This window comes from Shewanella sp. SG44-2 (genome assembly GCF_014164215.1).
GTDB lineage: Bacteria > Pseudomonadota > Gammaproteobacteria > Enterobacterales > Shewanellaceae > Shewanella > Shewanella frigidimarina.
Map to the genome: position 1 here is coordinate 105,325 of NZ_JACJEU010000007.1, position 21,329 is coordinate 126,653.

Sequence of the window (21,329 nt, forward strand, 5' to 3'; positions counted from 1 at the left end):
CGCTGTGGTGGCTAGCTAAGCTTTAAACCATAGCGTTGTAATTTTCGATATAAGGTACGCACACTGATATTAAGCGTTATCGCTAGTTCGGCTGGCGATCCTGCATATTGCTCACATACCTGCGAAAGGTACGCACATTCCATGTCATCTAACGTCATCAGTTCGGTGTTAAGTTTTACAGCAATTGTTTCATCCGTAGATGTGCGACTAAGTTGAACGCTTTCAGGTAAATCACTGCTGTGTATAACATCCTCATTGGCGATAAGTGCCGATTGCTCAATAATATTTTTCAATTCGCGAATATTTCCCGGAAATGCATAACGACCCAAAAGAGTTAATGCATTGCTCGAAAACTTTTTATGCTTGTAATCAGAATATTTTATAAAGTGATTCACCAGCGTTGGAATGTCATCATAACGCTCACGTAACGAGGGTAAGTAAATCGGAAACCCTGCAATGCGGTAATACAGGTCGCGCCTAAATTCACCTTTTTCTACTAAATCGAGTAAATTCTTATGGCTGGCACTGACTAGCCTAAAGTCAGAACGTTTCTGTTTTAATCCGCCGACGGCACGATAACACTGGGTTTCAAGTAACCTGAGTAACTTCACTTGCATGTTCATCGGTACATCGCCAATTTCATCAAAAAACACCGTTCCACCGTGCGCTATTTCAATCAAGCCTTTTTTACTGCTTGTCGCCCCTGTAAATGCACCTTTTTCATAACCGAACAGCTCACTTTCAAACAGGTTTTCACTCAGCCCAGTACATTCAATCACCACAAATGGTTTATCATTTCGGTTGCTGGCCTGATGTACCGCTTTAGCGACTAACTCTTTACCTGAACCAGTTTCACCTTGTAACAGTACCGCTATATTGGATTGAGATGCTCGATTAATCCTGTTGAGCATCTGTTTAAATGGCGCTGACTGACCGACCATAGTGCCTTTTTTTGATTCCGTCGATGCGTAATCTATAGCATCTAAAATCTCTAGAAACCCCAATACCATGCCACTGTTATCTTTTATGGGTTTCATTAAAATGTCGCAGTAAGACTTACCTTGCACTGTGCTGTGAATATGCACTGCACTGGCAGCTCGGTTAGTACTCTGGCATTGTAATAACGGGCATTCCTCACCGTGTTTATCGCAAGGTTGGTCACTGTGATGAGAGATATGATGGCATTTACTTTGGCCTAAAATGACGTCGGCATCATAGGTTTCTCTATAGGCTTGGTTAACCGCATGGATCACATAATCGGGAGTAATAAAAATCGCCGGTTTATCAATGGCGTTTATCATAGATTGTACAACGGTGGTGTTGTTCATTGGTTACTCTCGCTTGCGATTTATATTAATCGGCCAACCTTTATAATGACATTAATAGCACGATAAATGTCATTATGATGTCATATTTGTCACTCAACAACCTAGCATGGGCATCCTGTTAATTTCAATATTGTTTAAGCTAATGATTTTAAGCGATTAAACCTTACTAGCGTGATATGGCACAAGCTTTGTATTCATTGTGTTATAGCGCTTATGACCGAACGGTGCCCTGGCAGTAGTGAACCCATGTACGAAAATTATGCCCTTAAGTTAATGGGAATTGCCCGACTTGAAGACGAGGATGACAAATAATGAAATTAACATCAAAGCACAAAAAAACGGTTTTAAATGCACGTAACATCAGTGCGTTATTAGTGATTGCTGGCATGAGCAGCCTTTGCCATGCTGAATCACTAACGGAACAGCAGGTGCTTGAGCAACAGGCTAATCAACGTATTGCCGAATTTAGCCAAGCGTTAAAAGGTCAGTTACAGGCTGCAATTAAACAAGGTGGCTTAATCAATGCGGTGTCGGTGTGTAAATCGGTTGCACCTGCCATTGCCGCTGAAAACTCGAAAGAGGGCTGGACACTGACTCGAACAAGTTTGCGTGTGCGTAATTCAGACAATACGCCAGATGAATGGGAGTTATCGCAATTACAGCAATTTGAGCTGGTGAATGCCTCCGGACAACAACCTGAAGATAAGCCCATAGTGGCAAGTGAGTTTATCGTCAATGAAGGTAAAACTCAGTTTCGTTATATGAAGGCCATACCAGCGCAACAATTATGTTTAGGTTGCCATGGCAGTAATATTGAACCGGAAGTGAGTGCATTGCTGAGCAAAACCTATCCAGATGATAAAGCGATTAACTTTTCCCTTGGTGATATTCGTGGCGCATTTTCACTGAAAAAAGATATCGAAACACCTGCATCATCGGTTACTGCTAAGCCATAGTCGAAAACCATAGCCGAAAATGAACACTAGCAGACCACCGCGTGAATAAGGCTTTATCATTAAGCCTTATTCTTCGGAGCTTAAATCATATAATGCTTATTAATTCGCTGTTTGTTGCGACTTAATCCGCAGTTTACATTAATGGTTTAATTTAACATCATGCTGTAGTGATTAACCCTCCTCAGTCATTGACTCAATGATGTTGAGAATATTACCAATATTAATCTGAGGCTTTATCTGACAAATACCTGTGTATTGTGTTGGGAGTTAATGTGTCATGAGTAGAATCCGTATCGATCCTTTTTATCATCAAGCTAGCCATACGATTACGTACGTGGTGACAGATATTGCTACCCGTCAATGTGCGATTATTGATCCTGTTTTAGATTTTGACATGGCGTCTGGCACCATAAGCACGAGTTTTGCTGATAGCATCATTGAGCATATCGATGAACATGGATTTGAAGTTGAATGGATTTTAGAAACCCATGCCCACAGCGACCATATTTCTGCGGCCTGTTATATCAAGAAAAAACGCGGAGGGATGACCGGAATTGGCGAGCACATCACCAAAGTTCAGCATACCTTTAAGCGATTACTGAATCTTGATGATAGTTTTAAATGTAATGGCGAGCAATTTGAACAATTATTTGTGGATGAAGAACTCATTAAACTGGGGCATTTAGATATTCACATTATGCATACACCGGGTCATACACCAACCTGCGTGAGTTATCTTATTGAAGATGTTGTGTTTGTTGGCGATACTTTGTCTACGCCGGAGTTAGGCACCGTTAATGCTGATTTCCCTAATAGCAGCGCAATAACCTTGTACCATTCAATACAACGAATATTGGCATTACCAAATTGCACTAGGGTATTTGTTGGCCATGATCCACATGCACAAAAACGTGCAGATAATGGGTTAGAAACATCGGTGATTGCCCAAAAACGCTATAACAGTGTGGTAGGGGGGAAAGTCACTCTAGCAGAGTTTATTAAACGGCATCAACAACGCCATATTGGCTCTGAGATACAACAACTATTATTAGCCGCAATTCAAATTAATATTCGTGCGGGTAATATGCCAATAGCTGAAGGTAGGGATAACTACTATCTTAAAATCCCGCTTAACCAACTCTAAAAGTGAATACACAATCAGCCATTAGCACCGTTAACAATTAATACCGTTAGCCATTAACCGCAGCCATCAGTAAATAATAAGCCATGAGCCACATAACGCTAACTCATGTTAAGTTAATTTATTTCTTATGAGGCACCAATGGAAAGCCATCTTGTTGCCATTGCATCATGCCACCGGCGACAGACATAGGTTTGCTAAAGCCCATATCCTGTAATGATGCAGCAGCCAGTGCAGAACGGCCACCGGTTCGACAAATAAGGTATATGTCCTTATCAGCTAATTCATTTAATGCCAATACCCACTCACAGTGATGACTGACTAAAGGATGCTCGTGTATTTTCATCTCTAATACGCCACGAGGAAAATTCACTGCACCCTCTATATGGCCCGTCGTAAACTCATCATGCTCACGAACATCGATAATGATCACATCAGGGTTAAGCATTGCCGTCAGCAATTCTTGGGTACTCACTTCAATAATGTGGGTTTTAATCTCACTTATGTATTCTTGGGCAGTTTTCATGTGTACCTCGTGATGTCAAATAATGGATTTAGTTACAATGAATAGCGCCATTAGCACTAAAAACACGGCAAATATTTTTTGTAAAACTGCTTTGGGTAAATATTGGTTTATCCATTGGCCGACAATACTGCCTACAAGTCCGCCAGCAATCATGATGGCAATAATCGACCAATCGAACTCAAACCCTTTACTTGAAAGTAATGAGTAATATTTAGCAAAACCGACCAGTGAGTTCATTGAAATAATCAGTAAGCTGGTACCAATCGCCAGCGACATTTCAATGCCGCCAAGTAACACCAGTGCAGGCACAATTAAAAAACCACCACCTACACCCACAAAACCGGTGACAACCCCAACCGCTAATCCTTGCGCCAAGATTTTAGCAATATTCAGTTTGCCCGCTTTATAGCGGCTAGATTGATTTCGCCACATCATCACCGCGCCGATGAGCATCAAAATGACAAACACAGTAAGTTGTATGTCGCTACTAAAAAAGCTGCTTAGCCATGCGCCTAAATAGGTGCCTGCCATGCCCGGTAAACCAAACAAAAGCACATGAGGCCAAGAGACCTTTTTATGCTTAATAAAGCCCATACTGCTGATTAAACTGATGGCACCCACAATGCACAATGACGAAGCGATAGCTAATTGGGGTTGCATTCCAATAAGGTAAAGCAACACCGGAACGGTAAGAATAGAGCCACCAGACCCTAATACACTGAGCACTAAACCAATTAATAATGCGCCAATGATTGCTTGTATCATCATGATTACTCTTAAGCTTAAAGCAGGTTAATCGGGATTTTTAAATACACAGTGCCGTTGTCTTCAGGTGCAGGCATTTGCCCTGCGCGAATATTGATTTGAATCGCGGGCAATATCAGCCTGGGCATGGGCAATGTGGCGTCTCGTTGTTGACGAAGCGTCACAAAAGTAGATTTGGTCATTGTGTCATTCACATGGATATTGTGCTGTTTCTGTTGGATAACTTGAGTTTTAAATTGATGTCCGCGCCCTTCAGTAGGGTAGTCATGACACACATAGATATCAGTGCTTTCTGGTAGGGTAAATAATGTTTGAATTGAATCGTACAAAGTATTGGCATCCCCACCGGGGAAATCGCATCTGGCGGTACCCACGTCGGGCATAAAAATGGTGTCTCCAACAAAGGCGGCCTGCTCATTAATAATATAAGCAAGATCAGCCGGAGTGTGACCCGGTGTGTGCATAACACGAATGGTCATATTACCGACTTGTAACAGCTCATTATGTTTAAATAGATGATCAAATTGGCTACCGTTAGGCAAGAAGCTAGCGTCTAGGTTAAATACCTTTTTAAAGGTCTGTTGTACTTTGGTGATGTGCTCGCCAATACCAATTTGGCCACCAATTTTGTCACGTAAATAACTGGCAGCAGATAAATGATCGGCATGAGCATGGGTTTCAAGTATCCATTTTACGGTTAGCTCTTGACGTTCAATCCAATGTAAAACCCGATTAGCATTTCGTGTGTCTGTTCGACCTGATTTATAATCAAAGTCTAAAACAGGGTCAATAATGACAGCAAACGATGTTGTATTATCAGCAACGACATAAGTGAACGTTTCACTGTCTTCATCTAAAAATTCATGGACACTAAATGTTGAAATCATCACAAGCTCCTGTTAAATAGTGCACAGGGACTAAGCGTCCCTGAGCTTGCAACGTGTTAAAGAGACTTCTTACTGAAATACCAATCTACGTAATCGTAACCTTGGGATAATCGTGCTTTAGCGTCAGCAGTAGTTGCTGGCGGTGGCACTATAACGTCATCGCCAGGCTGCCAGTTTTCTGGAGTTGCAACGCCATTGGCATCACTGGTTTGCAGCGCTTTTACTAATCGAACAAATTCATCTATAGAACGACCATTGCTCATTGGGTAATACACCATGGCACGTAACACACCTTCGGGATCGATAATAAAGGTTGCGCGCACGGCAGATGTGTCGCTCGCACCGGGTTGGATCATGCCGTAAGCTTTAGCCACTTCCATTGATAAGTCGGAAATAATCGGGAAGGTAATGTCAACGCCAAAGTTTTCTTCAATGTTACGTACCCAAGCGATGTGAGAATGAACACTGTCGATGGATAAACCTAATAATTCTGTGTTGATGTGGGCAAATTCTTCAGCTCGTTGAGCAAACCCAATAAACTCAGTAGTACAAACAGGGGTAAAATCTGCAGGATGAGAGAACAACACTAGCCACTTGCCTTTATAATCTGTAAGTGAACGCATGCCATGTGTTGTTTTTGCATTAAACGCAGGGGCTGGGCGGTTTAATTGCGGGAAAGAAACAATAGAGTCAGTCATGTTATTACTCCAATAATGATTAAGTTAAGTTAGCGTTAATCTGTAAAATAGATTGCAAGCATACTTAATAATAGCAATAGCTAGGCCAATATCGGTTAGATGATAATAAACAACCTGATTCAATTTAAGCATTTGATTTTAAAAATAAAAACTTATTTCGTGATTAGTTGCTAGATAGCTTTTTACATGAGCCACACTATAAGTCATGTTTTAACCGTGTCATAAATGGCGCAAAAGACAAAAATGACTACATTAACTGTCACAATCGCTAAACCGAACAAACAATATTGGTGTTACTAGTAAGATTTTTGAGCGTGTAATCGACAAGTCTGTGCATAAAACCACATTAGATGAATAAAAAAACAGAGCTGATTTCGGTAAAAATTATATTTAACCGTTAGCAATGTGAAGCGGGTCTTGATTATGCTTGTGAAGCGTATACCGCAAAGTGATTTAGGTTTATATTTTCGTAAACAAATACATGACTTATAAAGAGTAATTCGCAATGGAATTGGCCAAGCTTTCACGTATCAGTATGAAACACTTGATCACTTTGCATGTGATGCTTGATACCCTTAGTGTCACAGTCTGTGCTGAACGGTTATGTCTAAGCCCATCGTCGGTGAGTAAAACCTTAAGTCAGCTAAGAGAAAGTTTGCATGATGAATTATTCTATCGTCATGGCAATTCACTCATCGCCACTGCATTAGCACGACGACTAGGCCCAAGTGTTAAGCAGATGATTAATGATATGAATCAGATCATGAACCAGGATGTGTTCAAGCCACAACATTATCAAGGTAGCTTTTCGCTGGCGATGCGCGAAAGCACATTTGAGTTATTAGCCGCCACATTAACGGCACATATTCTCAACTTAGCGCCCAATATCCATATCGATATTTACAATAAAGACAACATCGGCTTTGACGGCTTAGTAAAGGGCTCGTTGGATTTTATTCTTTTGCCACATGACTTAAGCCAACCAACCAATATCGATGAAGACTTAGTCTGGGAAACCTTAATCAACGATGAAATGGTCTGCCTAATGAGTGCTAGCCATCCATTGGCTTCAAAGCAGACTATTAGCCTTGATGACTACTTAAATTTCAGCCATATCGGCATAACAGATACTGATTTGAGCACACCATTTTTTGATATTTTACTGGCACAGCAATCAAAAAAACGGGCGATACCGATTTCGGTACCTGACTTTGGCAGCGCAGCGTTAATGTGCCATCACAGTGAACTGCTATTTACCTGTTCGCGCCACTGGGCCTCAATAGCCAAGCAAGCCCAAGGATTACTGATCAAACCGTTACCGATCGATTATGGCAAAGTTGCTTATAGCCTTGTGTGGCATCGGCAAAGCATGAACGACCCTGCTCATCGTTGGCTGTATGAACAAATATTACTTTGCAGTCGTTAACCGTACCAATACGATTTTATGTATTGATTAAATGGTACTTTATCATCGGATTTATTTAACATTAAATCGAAGCAAAGCCGTGTTAGCCATTTATTCAACCTCAGTTGCATATAGACGTTACCTATAGGCGCTAAATATAGAGTTTAGATATACAGCGACGGTAAGACGATATTGGTTACTCCTCGCTGAGTAAGTTGATTTGCTAAACGCGCTATATCCGCTTGAGTACATTGTGGCCATGTAGAGCCTATGCCTTTAACACCATGATGATGAAACGCATTTAACTTCACCCGAGTCTCCGTGGGGAGGTTAGATAAATACCCGCCTAGGGCGTCAATATCATGCTCATAATCTGTGATCCCGGGAATGTGTAACAGTCTTACTTCATACAATTTATTGTGCTGAGTCAGTAACTCGATTGACGTAAACACCGGGTGGTTATCACGCCCTGTGATGTAATGATGGGTATCTTGTTGCCATGCTTTTAAATCAACCATTGCGCCATCTAAAAATGGCAGTAGCTTATGCCAACCTGTTGAGCTCAAACTGCCATTGGTGTCGAGCATACAACTCAGATGGGATAAATGTTCTGAGGACTTTATCGCACTAAAAAGCTCAATAATAAAAGGCAATTGTAAGCTCGCTTCGCCGCCACTGAGTGTAATTCCATTGATAAAATGACGTTGTCCGTAGATAACCTCTAACATTTGCTCAACGGTGTAATGAGACGTTTTAGGCGTCGATTGTCTAGGGCATACCGCAAGGCAAGTGTCGCATTGACTGCATTTGGTGCTGTCCCAGACAATATGGGGCTTACTTGGAGAATTACATGGTGAATGATTAACTGGTATTGGATCTCCATGTAACGACATTTCTTGTGACCGCATTTGGGGTAACGGCAAAGCTTGTGAATGAATAAGACTCAACGCCTGTTCAGGGCAGCTATCAATGCAGTCACCACAAGCATCACACAAACTGATGGTGTGAGGATTATGACAATTTTTGCATTGATAGTTGCAGCCTTGCAAAAATATCACCAAACGACTGCCAGGCCCGTCGACACAGGAAAATGGCAGTATTTGACTGACAAAGGCATGTTTACTCATGAATAAAAGGAGCCTGTTCGTGAGCAATTACTCGAGCTTGGCGTTGAAATATCCCCGTATTTATTGCGGCTTCAGCAGCTAACCCTGTGGTGTTGGTGCGTGAACCGCATTGCTTAAAAGTTTCAATGTCCGAGCGTTTAACCATATAACCAGTAACACGGACTAAATCGTTATTAGCAACGTTGGCACTAAACTCTCTAAAACCTGAACTAAGGGCGCCTTTACAGAGTTGGAACATCGCTTGAGGATTAGCTTTAACGGTTTCATCTATGGTTAGAATATCGCTGATTCCGGCAGTATAATATTGATGATGTTTAGCTAGTGCTTGAATATGACTAATGGGGTCTGGTTCTGAGCCATAGGGAATACGCACGCCAGGGGTGACATTTTTATCCAAACTAATGCCACTTTGAGAATGCAATAAGGCGCGACCGTTATAACCGTAAGTGACTGGTGTCGACTTTACTATGTTGTCTAAAGCTGCAGATATTCTAAGTCCAAGTTCATTTGCATCTGGGTTATGGCCGTAACCTGTATTGAGTTTGCTTGCGACATTAGCAGTTGTAATCTCAGCAGCACTAGGTAGTAAGGCTTGTAAAATATTGACCGCTTCAGCCATACCATAAATACCGAACATAGGTGCAAAGCGAGATTCATCGATCAACTGTTCCTTAACTAAAAAACTGTCAAAGAAATGAGATTGTTGGTGTAAAAATGCAGAACGAGCTTCAATAAGCTCGAATGCGAGTTGGCTGTAATATGGCAGCGTTTGGGCAAAAAAATCATCAATACTGTTAGCGTTTAGAGCGACTTCTTTGAGGTTAACGCGCACCAAGGTATTGGCTCCGCCAGCTAACGGTAATGCGTTATAACAACTGACAATCCCAAAACCACGAGCATCGAAGGCGTCGGCATGTAGCGGATAGTTGGCAATGTGAGGTTTACCGCATTGACAAATATTGCTGGTGGTCTGAAATAATAAATCATCTGGCGTTACGGCAGGGTCATACATGAAGGTTAGGTTGGGGGCTATTTGTTGTAATTCTGCATCTATACGCAAAATGGTTCGGCAAATAATGTTATCTGTTGGGCCAATATTCACATGCATAAACGCATCGGGTAACGTGCGGTCGAGTAATATCCAAAACCGCTTGAGCTTACGATAGATGGCTTCAGCATCAAGCCCCTGTGTAAAAGGCATTAATAACGTATCTAATTGGCCTAAGTAAACTGGGATATTCGTCACCGATGGCACATGAAAATAAAGAATGGTTAATGCATTTAAGGCGTCATCAAAGTCTTCGGCGGGCGACAGCTCCAAATACTCAGATCCTTGCTGCAGGTATTTGGCATAATCTGGCAACACATAACGCGGTTTAAATGGCGCATGACCTTCAAACATATCGCAGATAATACCTTGTTTCATGGCATTATTTACCCGTTCAGACACCGGCACATAAGGCAGACTGTTTTCAGCTTCTAATGCTAAATAATTCGATTTTTGCTTTGGAGAAAGGTGAGGGTGGGTGACTATTTTCTCAATGTTATCTTGTAATGTCATGATGAAACTCACTTTTTATAGATGAATGCTTGATAACAACTAATCTACTGAAAGGTAGGAGGTTTAAACAGTGAAAATAGCAGACGTTGGCATTGATAAAATCGAAATCCGATGATGAAGATCACATCCTAAATGACAGAACATGTGGACTAGGAGTAATGAACCCTATAAACAATGAGAGGCAGAAAAATCGCAATCGATAAAGAGGAACGTTATTAGATTATTACATTACTACATTACTACGTTGCTGAGCGCTGAGCGGGCAAACTTGAAATTGTTGGGGTAATGTGACGAACGCTTTTTAAGTAGGGTGTTACTGGTTTTGTAGCAAAACTAACAGGCTTAATCCAAACAATAAATTTCAGTTCTATTTCTTCCAAGTGCTTTTGCTTTATACATAGCTTTATCCGCTTGAGTAAATAAATCTGTAAATTGTCTTTTATCATCACAAATGCTGACCCCAATACTGACAGTTAGTACGTCGTCACCCACTTTAATTTGCGAGATGCTGTCTTGGAGTCTGTTACAAAATAATAAAGTATCACTTTTGTTCGTATCGGGTAGCAATATCAAAAATTCTTCGCCGCCAAAGCGAGAGACAAGATCGGTTTGTCTACAAAAATTCTTCAAAATATGCCCGAGCTCTTTCAGTACTCGATCGCCTTCTAAATGACCAAAGCTGTCATTAATAATTTTAAAATGATCGATATCTAACAGTAATAAACCAACAGATTGTTCCGATCGAGTCGCTTGTTCAAGTGCTAACGTACTACGATATTTCATTTCTCTTCTATTTAATAACTGCGTTAACTCATCAGTTGAAGCAAGTAATTTTAATTTTTCAGCTTGCTCCTCAAGTTTTTCTCTTGTTTTTATTAACTCATCATAAAGTTGGTCTCTTTTGGAGGCATTGAAAAAACTCCAATAAATACAGCCGTCATCGCTTAAACGAGCATTTACCGTTATCGGAATTCGCAACCCTTCAGCATTAAAAATAATCAGCTGCATTTCTTCACAAATTTGTTCGTGTAAAAGTGTTGGAATTAAATAACTTTGAAAAAATATTCTGGAAGATTGGGTGAAAATGATATCAGCATTTTTGCCAATAAGTTGCCCCGACTTCCACAATAGTTCGTCAGTAAAGTATGTGTTTACATAAATAATAATGTTTGATGCATTGGTGACTAAAGCACCGCACTGAAAATTATCCGGAGAGTAATCGAATGCTGTATGACTGTTGAGTTTACTCTTTAGCGTGGTGATCATTTAGCGAATTTCATTATCGATTTTAAGATTGCTTCAGGGTGAGTCATATGCAGACAATGGCCATGGGCAGGGATAATGTTAAGTTCACTATGGGCTATTTCACTCGCAATAAACTCACCAACAGATGTTGCTGCCAGGGCATCATTTTCACTTTGTAAAATTAAACACGGTTGTGTAATCTCTTTTAGCAGATAACGGTAATCAGATAAAAAAGTCGCTTCAGCAAAGCTCTTCGCTATAACAGGGTCGGTAGAACAAAAGCTGCCTGATAACTCACCAATAAGTTCATCCGAATTGGTTGTTCCCATTACTAACGGGGCTAAATAATTTGCCCAGCCAATATAATTTTTGTCCATTAGATTTAACAATTCGAGTAAGTCTTCCTTATCAAATCCGCCAAAGTAATCAGGAGGGAAGTTTAAAAAACAGGGTGAAGGACACACCATTACCAACTTGGAAAATAACTTAGGTTTTTGAATTGCAGCAATCGCACCAATGATACTACTAACGGAATGTCCTATAAAAATGGCGTCAGATAAATGTAAAGCATCACATATTTCGATGATGTCTTCTGCATATCCTTCAAGTTGACCATAACGTTTTTTACTATATTGAGAGATATCGGAAGCACCTGAACCAACATAATCAAATAGAACAATAGTAAAGTGCTTCATCAGTTCTGGGGTTAAAAAACGCCACATATTTTGATCGCAACCAAACCCATGTGCGAGAACTAAGGTTTTGCTACCATTACCGATTAATTTAACATTATTTCTAACAAGAACAGCATTTGAATGAGACATGATTTTTCCATTTTTATCAGGTGACCAATGATGACTACCTGCTGGATTTATTGGCTAAACAGTAGATGTTTAACGGATAAAAGTAAAATACTGACACTCTGAAAATCAGAATAAACTTTTTAATAACCTGAACACAATTTGTTAAGGTAAAAGCAAATTGTTAACCTGCCAGTTATGAGTCACAACCAAAAGAGCATAATCTCTTATGTGGGTAAACCTGATTGGATCCCAATAGTTACAACAATGTTAACACCACGGTTGAAGTATACACAATGAACACTGCTATACCTATATATCCCTAAAAGGGCGTGAAGTAGGCTAGCGTTGTCTAATAACGGCTTAATAAAAGAAGTTAGCACCATGAGTTGATCAAACAGACGCTTTAAAACAGATGGATAGAAAAATAAAACTAAATTACAATGTACGACTTTTTCTGAAATAACTCGCGCTATAACACTAACAAAGCAGCGTAATCACTGAGGAACACCTTTAATTGAGAGCATCAATCTTCCTTATTGCGACAGGTTTTATCCTGTTGAGTGGTTGCCAAACTGTTGCTGTAGAAGAAGCCGAAGCAGAAAAAAGTCTTAATGGTGTGAATAAACTAACATCATTGAAAGTTCCCAAATTGTTAGCTCGGCGCAATTATCAAGACAGCGGTGATGTGTGGGAACGCATTCGTTATTCAATGGACATGCCCATTCCAGACCAACAATTAGTTAACCAATACCGTGATTGGTATATTAATAATCCACAGCATCTTGAGCAGATATCTCAGCGCGCCAAGCCGTTTTTATATTTAATCGTCCAAGAGTTTGAACATCGAGATTTACCCATCGAACTCGCCTTACTCCCTATGGTAGAAAGTTCATTTAATCCTTTCGCTTATTCCAGTGCCGACGCATCAGGCCTGTGGCAATTTACCTCCCCAATGGCCAGCCATTTTGGCCTAGAGATGAATTGGTGGTATGACGGCAGAAGGGATGTGCCTGCTGCAACTACCGCTGCATTAGATATGCTCGAATACCTGTACAAAAAAACTGACAACTGGTTATATGCATTAGCTGCATACAACGCCGGTGAAGGGCGCTTGCGTGAGGCGATTAGATATAATGAAGCCAGAGGGCTAAGCACCGACTTTTGGTCTTTACCCTTACCTAAAGAAACTCGGCAATATGTACCACAATTGCTGGCAATAGCAGATGTGATTAAACATTCTGAAAGCTACGGCATCAGTCTTAAATCCATTCCTAATAAACCACTAGTTGAAGTTATTGATGTCGGTAGCCAAATTGACATCGCAGTTGCTGCCGATCTAGCCAATATATCCATTGCTCGGTTACAAAAATTGAATCCAGGGTTTAATCGCTGGGCAACATCACCCGATGGACCGCATCAATTGATAGTGCCCGTGAGTAAAGTCAGTGGGTTTAAACAAGCTCTTGCGGATACTGATATTAGCGCTAGAGTAAAATGGTTTAAATATCAGATTAGAGCTGGCGATAATATTAGTGTCATTGCAAAACGTCACCTTACAACGGTGTCTGAAATAAAAGCGATGAATGATATTAATGGCGATAAGATCGTTGCAGGTCAATTTTTGTATATGCCACAAGGCGTATCGAGCATGACACCAGAGGTCGAACTCACTTCAACAAACACGGCTCAAGTATCAAGCAAAAAGCAAGCTGCACCAAACAAACAACCAAGGATCGTCACCACATCTAATCAGCCAGCAGTTCGGAGCGATCACACGGTAAAATATGGCGATACTCTTTGGAGTATTGCCAAAGTGTATAAGGTCAGTGTGGAACAAATTATCGCTTGGAACAAAATGACGGACAAAGACAAGTTGACGGTAGGCAAAACCCTGCAGTTTTATCAACAGCCCTTCCAGCAACAGCAGACTCAATTGTAACCCTGTTGTTTAAAAACTGATAAGCACAATAGCTCAAATGTTGTAAAAGTTGAGCGTTACTTAAATGTGAGTATTTATCGATTTAACCTAGTGAAGCACATCGAAATCCAGCTTTGCAATCTGGACACTTTTGATTATACAGATCGTTTAATAGAGTGACCCACAAGGCTTGAGTGATGTTAAATCTTAGTGTTCATATTTTTTCATATTTGTTTCCCATCAGTTCATAACCCACTCAACAGCCATTCATAAGTTTTGAATATAGTCACCCTATCAACAAGAACATATATTTTAGGGTAATGAATATGAACATTAGAAAAACTCAACTAGCTCAGTCAATTTTGTTAGGCAGTCTAATCTTATCGGCTACCTCTTTTGCCAATGCTGCAGATGATAATGTCTTCGATGGAGCCATAAGTGGTAAATTAACCTTTGCTTCAGATTATGTTTTTCGTGGCGAATCGGAAACGATGGATGCAGAAGTACCAGTGGTACAAGGTACTCTAGGGTGGGGTAATGATCTGGGCTGGTATGCCGGTGTATTTGCTTCCAATATCAAATTTGCAGACCCCAATTTAGAAATTGTTACTGCACCTTATATAGGTAAAGCAGGTGAGTTTGGCGATAGTGGTATCAGTTACGACGTTATGGTTTTTTCTTACCTGTATCCAGGTGCCTCATATTCAAATTATACCGAACTGTGGATAAAAGTCGGTAAACAATTTGGTCATGCAAATGTGCAATTAGAAGTGACTCCAACAATCGACGATTGGTTTGGCGTAGAGGGCTGGCAAGGTGTTAACTATGCCGTTCATCCGAGCTATCAGTTTGACAATGGTTTACATGTTTCAGCAAGTATCGGCTACCAAGATTTAGATGGTAATGGAGCAGAAGGTTGGGGACACTGGAATTTGGGAGTGAGTAAAGCCTATGCCGGCCTCAATTTTGATGTTCGTTATCATGGAAGTACCATGGATAGCGATCATAAGGTCTATGGCACTCAAACAAAAATCTTTGATGACCGAGTGGTTGTTGGCATCAGCAAAAGTTTCTAATATAAAAACATAACGTCTTTTATTGCTAAACGACAAATATAATTGGATCTTGTTTTACATATCCCCATTATGTGATCTAGGTCCTTTTTTATAAACCAATTTTGCTAGCTGCCACTCATTCCTTGTATATCTTTATAGGCAAATATGAAAAGTTATGAATAATAACGACCATTATTAGCAACACTATCTGGATTGGACGATGGCACATCCTGGTTTAACAAATACAGTACTCGTCGTTGACGATGAAGCGGTGATCCGAGCTCGATTAAAAGGTTATTTTGAGCGTGAAGGTTATCGGGTGCTTGAAGCTGGAGACGGCGAACAGATGTGGCAACAGTTTACAAATCAACATATCGATTTGGTGATGTTAGATATTAACTTACCCGGTACCGATGGTTTGAGCTTGGCACGTGAACTGAGAAGTCGTTCGGATGTGGGCATTATTTTAGTCACAGGTCGTGATGAAACCATTGATAAAATCGTTGGTCTTGAAATGGGCGCTGATGATTATGTGACTAAACCATTTGAATTAAGAGAACTATTAGTAAGAGTTAAAAATTTGTTGTGGCGAATTTCATTAGTTAAAAAAGCACAGCAAGACGTTGTAGAACAATTTGAACAGTGTGACGATATCATTGCGTTCGATAAATATATTCTTGAGTTAAACAGCCGAAAACTGAGTCGTGGTGACGAGGTAATAAAGCTGACTAAAGCAGAGTTCGAATTACTTACCGCCTTTGCATTGCATCCGCAGCAAGTACTATCTCGTGAGCGACTAATGCAGCAAACAAGCCACCGTAATGAAGATGTAAATGATAGAACCATTGATGTCATTATTCGTCGATTACGAAACAAGCTACAGGCTGACCTGTTTGTAACGGTTCATGGAGAAGGCTATTTGTTTGCGACAAAGATTAAAGATTAGTTTTTGGCGTCACGCGGTAAATAGGGTAAAAACTTGCAGGGGCTAAGCTGTTATTAAACATATCGAGTTGCACCTTTCCTTGTTCTAACGCCTGTATTTGTGGGCCAATATCACCAAATGATTGTGCTCCCTCAAGTAGTTTTACCATGATGTCTATTGCTAATTTACCTTGTAACACCACTTGATCATCACTGCTGAAAGCGACTTTATTACGATGCAGTCCTCGCAATGTCGCTGGCGATAGATAACTGCTCACAAGCTTTACTTGGCCAATTAATTGTTTATGTTGCAATGTTCCAATTGCTGCTTCGATAGCAACAGCACTGCCTATAATATAGCTAGGAATATGATCATTAAGCAGATTATGAAGTTGGTCACGATAAAGGTCACGATTATTATCGGTATGGCGAATTGATGTAATCTCAATATGACTATTGGCAATAGCATCTTGAATACCGAGCTCAACCCAATCGCTGCCACCAACACTTTCTGGACCAGTGAGTAGTGCGAGTGTTACTGGAGATGATGGCGGTATTTTTTTAACAGCTTTAGCAATAAAGTGGCCAGCTTCCCAGCCCATTTGATACCAATTAACGCCTACACGAGTCGTTATCATGGGGTTATCGAGTCTATTCACTAACGCTATGATGGGTTTATTAATCTGTCCCGGATAGTTATCAAGTAAATTAGGGGCCACGGCACCGAGTAAGATGGCATCGAACGGCTGATTAAGGCAGTATTCAAGTTGTTTTAGTTGTTGCTCTTTTCTGTAATAACTGCCGGCTTCAAATAATTCTAAATTAATGCCTAATTGGCTGGCTTTTGACACCAAACCGTAATCAATGCCGATCCAATAAGCATCTTTGAGGTGAGGTACTAAGGCACAGATCTGCCAAGGCTTTTTGGCCGAAGTCAGTTGTTTATATTGTATCGATTTTACTGTTTGAATTTTGGCATTAAATGGCGTCCGCTGTTGTAATGTCCAGCTAGAATCTAATGTAGCCTCAGCAAGTAATGGTATTGTCCCTAAGCAAGCTATGAGCAAATAAATAAGTCGGCGCATTATATTGTCTCGATTAAGGTTTCTAAACAGAACACTAAGATTTTTTGTAATTATAACATTTTAAGGAATGACTGTGAGCCCTTTATCACTATCAGGCAAGAGCTTAGTGGGTCGCCTTATGTTGGCATTTTGTCTGCTCGGATTGTTATTGTTAATGTTAGTTAGCCTTGGCAGCATTTCGCTTTATTGGGTAAAGCTGGCTGACCAATATTTATATGAAGAGGCGTTACCCGCATCTGAGGCTGCAAGGCAATTGATGCAGTCTTCTAATGGCTTGCTCGACAATGCCCAAGCGCTGGAACGAGTGGAACAAGAGGCACAACGCGTTTTCCTTGGTCGTAAGTTGTCACTCGAAAGCACTAATTTACTTTCCGCTATTGAACGACTCAATTCGTTAAATCTACAAAATCATGGTGTCGATAAAGATAAGCAATTAGCGCTATTAGCTGGTGAAATTATCCATGACTTATCGGTATTCGGCCGCCAAGTGGGTAAACGTTTAGTGTTGGCGGCTCAATTGAATAATAAAGGAAGCGCACTCGCGGAAGCAGCCAGTAAGAGTAGTGTTTTACTTGAAGCAGAACAAGCTGTGGTCGATTCAACCATTCTGGCCAAGTTGAGTTTAGCTTACCCTCAAGTGGTTGGTGCTGAACAAAGTGCCCAACTTTTGGACTCCATCATAGAACAAGACTTGGATGTCCGTGAACGTTTAAATCGAGCTTTGGGATTGATCCATCACATTGAGTTAGTAGGGCAGTTATTACAGTCTCCAGAACAACAACTTGGATTAAATAACGTACTCGACAATATGGCTCGAGTACTGTCTCCAACGACTTATACCATTAATTCTACTCGCGATAACTCCCAAAACGGTAATGAAATACCGAGCCCTTATACTGCTTCAGGCACGAGTGGGCAAATTGATTTAATGCCTCTAGAATTACTTAAAGGCTTAATTCGAGATCCGGTTAGAGCGACAGAGCTTGAGCACCAATTGATAATGTTAAGGGAGGTGAATGTTGGCTTAAGTTTGCAGCAGCAATATGCTCAATTGCTAACGAAACAAAATGCGCAGCTGTTAACGCTGACGGATAAATTAGGCCAACTGAATAAGTCAGTCGATAGCGCAATGAAAGCACAACAGCTACAGGCAGAACATGCCCGAAGTAATTTTTTACAGCAATTACTGTGGGCTAAATCAGGACTGTGGGCGACAGGTATTTTGATGTTAATCATTATGCTGTTGGTGGTTTATCGAGTTATTTATAAAGGTATAGCTTTACGCCTAAGTGAAGCAACTGCAGCATTATCTCAATTAAGTCAGGGCAATACCGAAGTAGTACTTGATCCTCACGGAGACGATGAACTCACCGCGATGGCTTCTGCCATTGAAGCTTTTAAACAAAAAACCGCGCACAATCAAGCACTGCAATCTGAATTACAACAAACGGCATCAGAATTATTTGCCCATAAAGCCTCACTTGAAAGTACCGTGCAGGCACGTACACTCGAACTGGCTGAAACCAACCGTCAACTAGACGCTGAAGCAAAAGGGCATTCGACGGCTAGAGTGATGGCAGAACAAGCTAACAAGGCAAAATCGCTATTTTTAGCGACCATGAGCCATGAAATCCGTACTCCGCTAAATGGTCTTTTAGGCACCCTGACTTTACTGAGTCACTCGCCATTACCTCCAGCACAAAAACAAATGTTGGCATTATCGCAATACAGCGGCACCTTACTGCAAAATGTACTTAATGATATTTTGGACTTTTCCCGTTTGGAGCAAGGTAAATTAACTAACGAACCACGGGCTGTTGCGCTTAATGAGCTGCTCGATGAAGTGATGGCAATCATGTTAGCTGGTGCGGGATTGTCAGGTATCTCGTTATATTTAGTTCGCGGTAATTTACCTAAATGGATAACGGTAGATGGCCCCAAATTGCGGCAAGTGTTGTTTAATTTGCTCGGCAATGCCATTAAATTCACTCCAGCAGGAGAGGTTACATTACGGGTAAATGTGGTCGAAAAACGATTAACCTTTGAAGTGGCAGATACTGGCGTTGGCATAAGTAAAAAGGCCATGGATCAATTGTTTATCGCCTATGGTGCACAGCCTAATCAAGGCAGAACCAGAGGCACAGGACTCGGGCTCGCAATTTGTAAAGAATTAGTCTCGTTAATGAATGAGGTTAATACTGCCAATGATTCTATTTGGGTCAATAGTAAAGTGGGTGAGGGTTCCACCTTTGGTTTTAGTTTGCCATTGCACATCTGTGAGCAAGAACATGAGGTTATCTGTGCAACATTACCTAAAGTTGATCCTAAATGTGTACTCGTTATCGAAGACAACAAAGTCAATTCCATGGTGGCCCAAGGGTTTTTAGCACATCTTGGACATCATTCCGTACTGGCTGATAGTTGTACTCAAGCAAGAGCGTTGTTTAACGTCGATAGTGCGTTGCAGTTTGACGGCATTATGCTTGATATTCAATTAGGTGATGGCTCAGGAATTGAGTTATTAGTAGAGTTGAAGAATATTGCTAATGCAGCCAAAAAAAACATCAGCATAGCCGCTTTTACGGCACAAATTCAACATGATGACATAAACGAGTATCGAGCAGCGGGCTTTGACGACGTATTAGCCAAACCGCTTAATATGAAGTTTTTAGCCAATTGGATTGGTGATGCAAGTGACAAGTCAGCAATCAACAGCGACAACACGAATAAGTTAACTAAGATGGATAAACACAAAGGCTTTACACAAACGACCATAGATCAAAAATTTTCAGTTGGTAATGAAGACAATCAGCCTTTACTCGATGAAAAGCAAATTAATGAAGACTTACAATATCTTGGTACAGAAGCTGTTAAAGAGATGTTAGCGTTATTTAAAGTCAGTAGTACACAACACATCAATGCACTGGCAGCTTTACCTACAGATAGGCCAAAAGTGTTACACGCACTTAAAGGCAGTAGTGCCAGCATTGGCTTTATTCAGTTGAGTCAGTTGTGCAAACAATTAGAAAAAGATGGCATTAGTGATGATTCATATTTGTTGCTTAAGCAAGTATTGCAAGCATCCATTAACGCACTTGAGTTGAAAACCTCTATCTAAGTTGTTGTAAATCAGTGATATTAAATATAGTTGAGTGTGTATAACCCTAACTCTATTTATCCTGAACTCAAACATTACATATAAAAACACCGAGCTTGCTCGGTGTTTTTATATGGGGGTTAATTATATAGATATCCTGTTACTGAGCACCTTTTAGTCCTACACAATCGCTTTCAACCCAAGCCAGAGTGAGGTGAGCAATGGCTGAATAAAACTGACCAGTATCCACAGAGGTAAGTCTATCTACAAAACGGGGTAACCAAGCGTGGAGATATTGCCTAATAAAGCTGAGCTGAGTGTTATCGTCACAAGCACACGCTTGGTGAGCGACATAAGCCAAAATAACGGCAATATGGTCAGACGGTTCAGGAAATTCACTTTGAACCGTTAATTGGCTTTGTTTTAGATATGTTTGCATTTGCTGATGCTGTTCACCAAATAAGAGTATGTCGTCCTTGGCAACTGCATTATCGTTAAGATATAAACTGGCATAAGGACTGGCGCTATGCTTTGTACCTACTAAAAATAGGCCACAATAATCGGCAGCAAGCTCTAATAAAGCATGATCAGTATTGACGCTGTTAAGGGTTGAATTAAGCACTGAGTTTATGGTTTCAATGTCTTGACTCAATAACGGGTCACTGGCCAATTGAGCAAAGAATGCCTGAGCCTGACTTGCAGTTAGCTCTTGTAATAGCTGTTGGTCTAGCTCTTTTGCAAACAGTGATGAGAGCAGCTTATACACCATCGAACGACCCTGGTTCATTGGCGTGTTATACAATATCTT

The 21,329-nt window shown here is 40.7% G+C and carries 18 protein-coding genes; 7 read left to right on the top strand and 11 right to left on the bottom strand.

What is annotated here, in order from left to right; translation table 11 throughout:
* Nucleotides 1–11 precede the first annotated feature (11 nt).
* Nucleotides 12–1,328 (bottom strand): sigma-54-dependent Fis family transcriptional regulator, encoded by a 1,317-nt coding sequence (locus H5181_RS07645; RefSeq protein WP_182750672.1) that lies wholly within the window; start codon nucleotides 1,326–1,328, stop codon nucleotides 12–14.
* A gap of 311 nt (nucleotides 1,329–1,639) precedes the next feature.
* Between H5181_RS07645 and H5181_RS07650 the strand changes: the two genes are divergently transcribed.
* Nucleotides 1,640–2,284, top strand: a complete 645-nt coding sequence (locus H5181_RS07650) for a DUF3365 domain-containing protein (protein ID WP_259396998.1) — start codon at nucleotides 1,640–1,642, stop codon at nucleotides 2,282–2,284.
* 277 nt (nucleotides 2,285–2,561) lie between these two features.
* Entirely contained in the window at nucleotides 2,562–3,428 is an 867-nt protein-coding gene (locus tag H5181_RS07655; protein ID WP_102037128.1) for an MBL fold metallo-hydrolase, read from the top strand.
* A gap of 118 nt (nucleotides 3,429–3,546) precedes the next feature.
* Here the strand turns inward: H5181_RS07655 and H5181_RS07660 are convergent, their stop codons facing one another.
* The 4 genes from H5181_RS07660 to H5181_RS07675 are packed head-to-tail and all read right to left on the bottom strand — an operon-like array spanning nucleotide 3,547 to nucleotide 6,301.
* Nucleotides 3,547–3,951: a rhodanese-like domain-containing protein gene (locus H5181_RS07660; RefSeq protein ID WP_011637440.1), complete on the bottom strand. Its 405-nt coding sequence runs from the start codon at nucleotides 3,949–3,951 to the stop codon at nucleotides 3,547–3,549.
* 15 nt (nucleotides 3,952–3,966) lie between these two features.
* Nucleotides 3,967–4,719 (bottom strand): sulfite exporter TauE/SafE family protein, encoded by a 753-nt coding sequence (locus H5181_RS07665; protein WP_182750673.1) that lies wholly within the window; start codon nucleotides 4,717–4,719, stop codon nucleotides 3,967–3,969.
* Between the two features lie 14 nt (nucleotides 4,720–4,733).
* Nucleotides 4,734–5,603: an MBL fold metallo-hydrolase gene (locus H5181_RS07670; protein WP_182750674.1), complete on the bottom strand. Its 870-nt coding sequence runs from the start codon at nucleotides 5,601–5,603 to the stop codon at nucleotides 4,734–4,736.
* A 56-nt stretch (nucleotides 5,604–5,659) separates the two neighbouring features.
* On the bottom strand, nucleotides 5,660–6,301 hold the full coding sequence (locus tag H5181_RS07675; protein ID WP_102037043.1) for a peroxiredoxin: 642 nt from the start codon (nucleotides 6,299–6,301) through the stop codon (nucleotides 5,660–5,662).
* A gap of 505 nt (nucleotides 6,302–6,806) precedes the next feature.
* On the opposite strand from H5181_RS07675, the gene H5181_RS07680 reads away from it, so the two are divergent.
* Nucleotides 6,807–7,727 (top strand): LysR family transcriptional regulator, encoded by a 921-nt coding sequence (locus H5181_RS07680; protein ID WP_182750675.1) that lies wholly within the window; start codon nucleotides 6,807–6,809, stop codon nucleotides 7,725–7,727.
* A gap of 143 nt (nucleotides 7,728–7,870) precedes the next feature.
* Here H5181_RS07680 and H5181_RS07685 read toward each other — a convergent pair whose 3' ends face one another.
* From H5181_RS07685 to H5181_RS07700, 4 genes are all read right to left on the bottom strand, one after another.
* Nucleotides 7,871–8,833 carry a YjjW family glycine radical enzyme activase gene (locus H5181_RS07685; RefSeq protein WP_182750676.1) on the bottom strand — a complete coding sequence of 321 codons (963 nt, stop codon included), beginning with the start codon at nucleotides 8,831–8,833 and terminating at the stop codon, nucleotides 7,871–7,873.
* The gene (locus tag H5181_RS07690) at nucleotides 8,826–10,394 is read right to left on the bottom strand and encodes a YjjI family glycine radical enzyme (protein ID WP_182750677.1); all 1,569 of its coding nucleotides are present in this window, start codon (nucleotides 10,392–10,394) and stop codon (nucleotides 8,826–8,828) included. Before H5181_RS07690 ends, H5181_RS07685 begins: the two co-directional genes overlap by 8 nt.
* A 342-nt stretch (nucleotides 10,395–10,736) precedes the next feature.
* Nucleotides 10,737–11,660: a GGDEF domain-containing protein gene (locus H5181_RS07695; RefSeq protein WP_182750678.1), complete on the bottom strand. Its 924-nt coding sequence runs from the start codon at nucleotides 11,658–11,660 to the stop codon at nucleotides 10,737–10,739.
* Nucleotides 11,657–12,463 (bottom strand): alpha/beta fold hydrolase, encoded by an 807-nt coding sequence (locus H5181_RS07700; RefSeq protein WP_182750679.1) that lies wholly within the window; start codon nucleotides 12,461–12,463, stop codon nucleotides 11,657–11,659. Before H5181_RS07700 ends, H5181_RS07695 begins: the two co-directional genes overlap by 4 nt.
* A gap of 493 nt (nucleotides 12,464–12,956) precedes the next feature.
* On the opposite strand from H5181_RS07700, the gene H5181_RS07705 reads away from it, so the two are divergent.
* From H5181_RS07705 to torR, 3 genes are all read left to right on the top strand, one after another.
* Nucleotides 12,957–14,381 (top strand): LysM peptidoglycan-binding domain-containing protein, encoded by a 1,425-nt coding sequence (locus H5181_RS07705; RefSeq protein WP_102037602.1) that lies wholly within the window; start codon nucleotides 12,957–12,959, stop codon nucleotides 14,379–14,381.
* A 305-nt stretch (nucleotides 14,382–14,686) separates the two neighbouring features.
* Entirely contained in the window at nucleotides 14,687–15,436 is a 750-nt protein-coding gene (locus H5181_RS07710; protein WP_011637450.1) for a TorF family putative porin, read from the top strand.
* Between the two features lie 199 nt (nucleotides 15,437–15,635).
* On the top strand, nucleotides 15,636–16,361 hold the full coding sequence (torR, locus tag H5181_RS07715) for a two-component system response regulator TorR (RefSeq protein ID WP_011637451.1): 726 nt from the start codon (nucleotides 15,636–15,638) through the stop codon (nucleotides 16,359–16,361).
* Here the strand turns inward: torR and torT are convergent.
* On the bottom strand, nucleotides 16,351–17,424 hold the full coding sequence (gene torT, locus H5181_RS07720) for a TMAO reductase system periplasmic protein TorT (RefSeq protein ID WP_182750680.1): 1,074 nt from the start codon (nucleotides 17,422–17,424) through the stop codon (nucleotides 16,351–16,353). The two genes, torR and torT, sit on opposite strands and share 11 nt — an antisense overlap.
* A gap of 73 nt (nucleotides 17,425–17,497) precedes the next feature.
* Here torT and torS point away from each other — a divergent pair, with 73 nt between their 5' ends.
* Entirely contained in the window at nucleotides 17,498–20,542 is a 3,045-nt protein-coding gene (gene torS / locus H5181_RS07725; protein WP_310734270.1) for a TMAO reductase system sensor histidine kinase/response regulator TorS, read from the top strand.
* A gap of 139 nt (nucleotides 20,543–20,681) precedes the next feature.
* Here torS and torD read toward each other — a convergent pair whose 3' ends face one another.
* Entirely contained in the window at nucleotides 20,682–21,323 is a 642-nt protein-coding gene (gene torD / locus H5181_RS07730) for a molecular chaperone TorD (protein ID WP_404948498.1), read from the bottom strand.
* Between the last annotated feature and the right edge of the window lie 6 nt (nucleotides 21,324–21,329).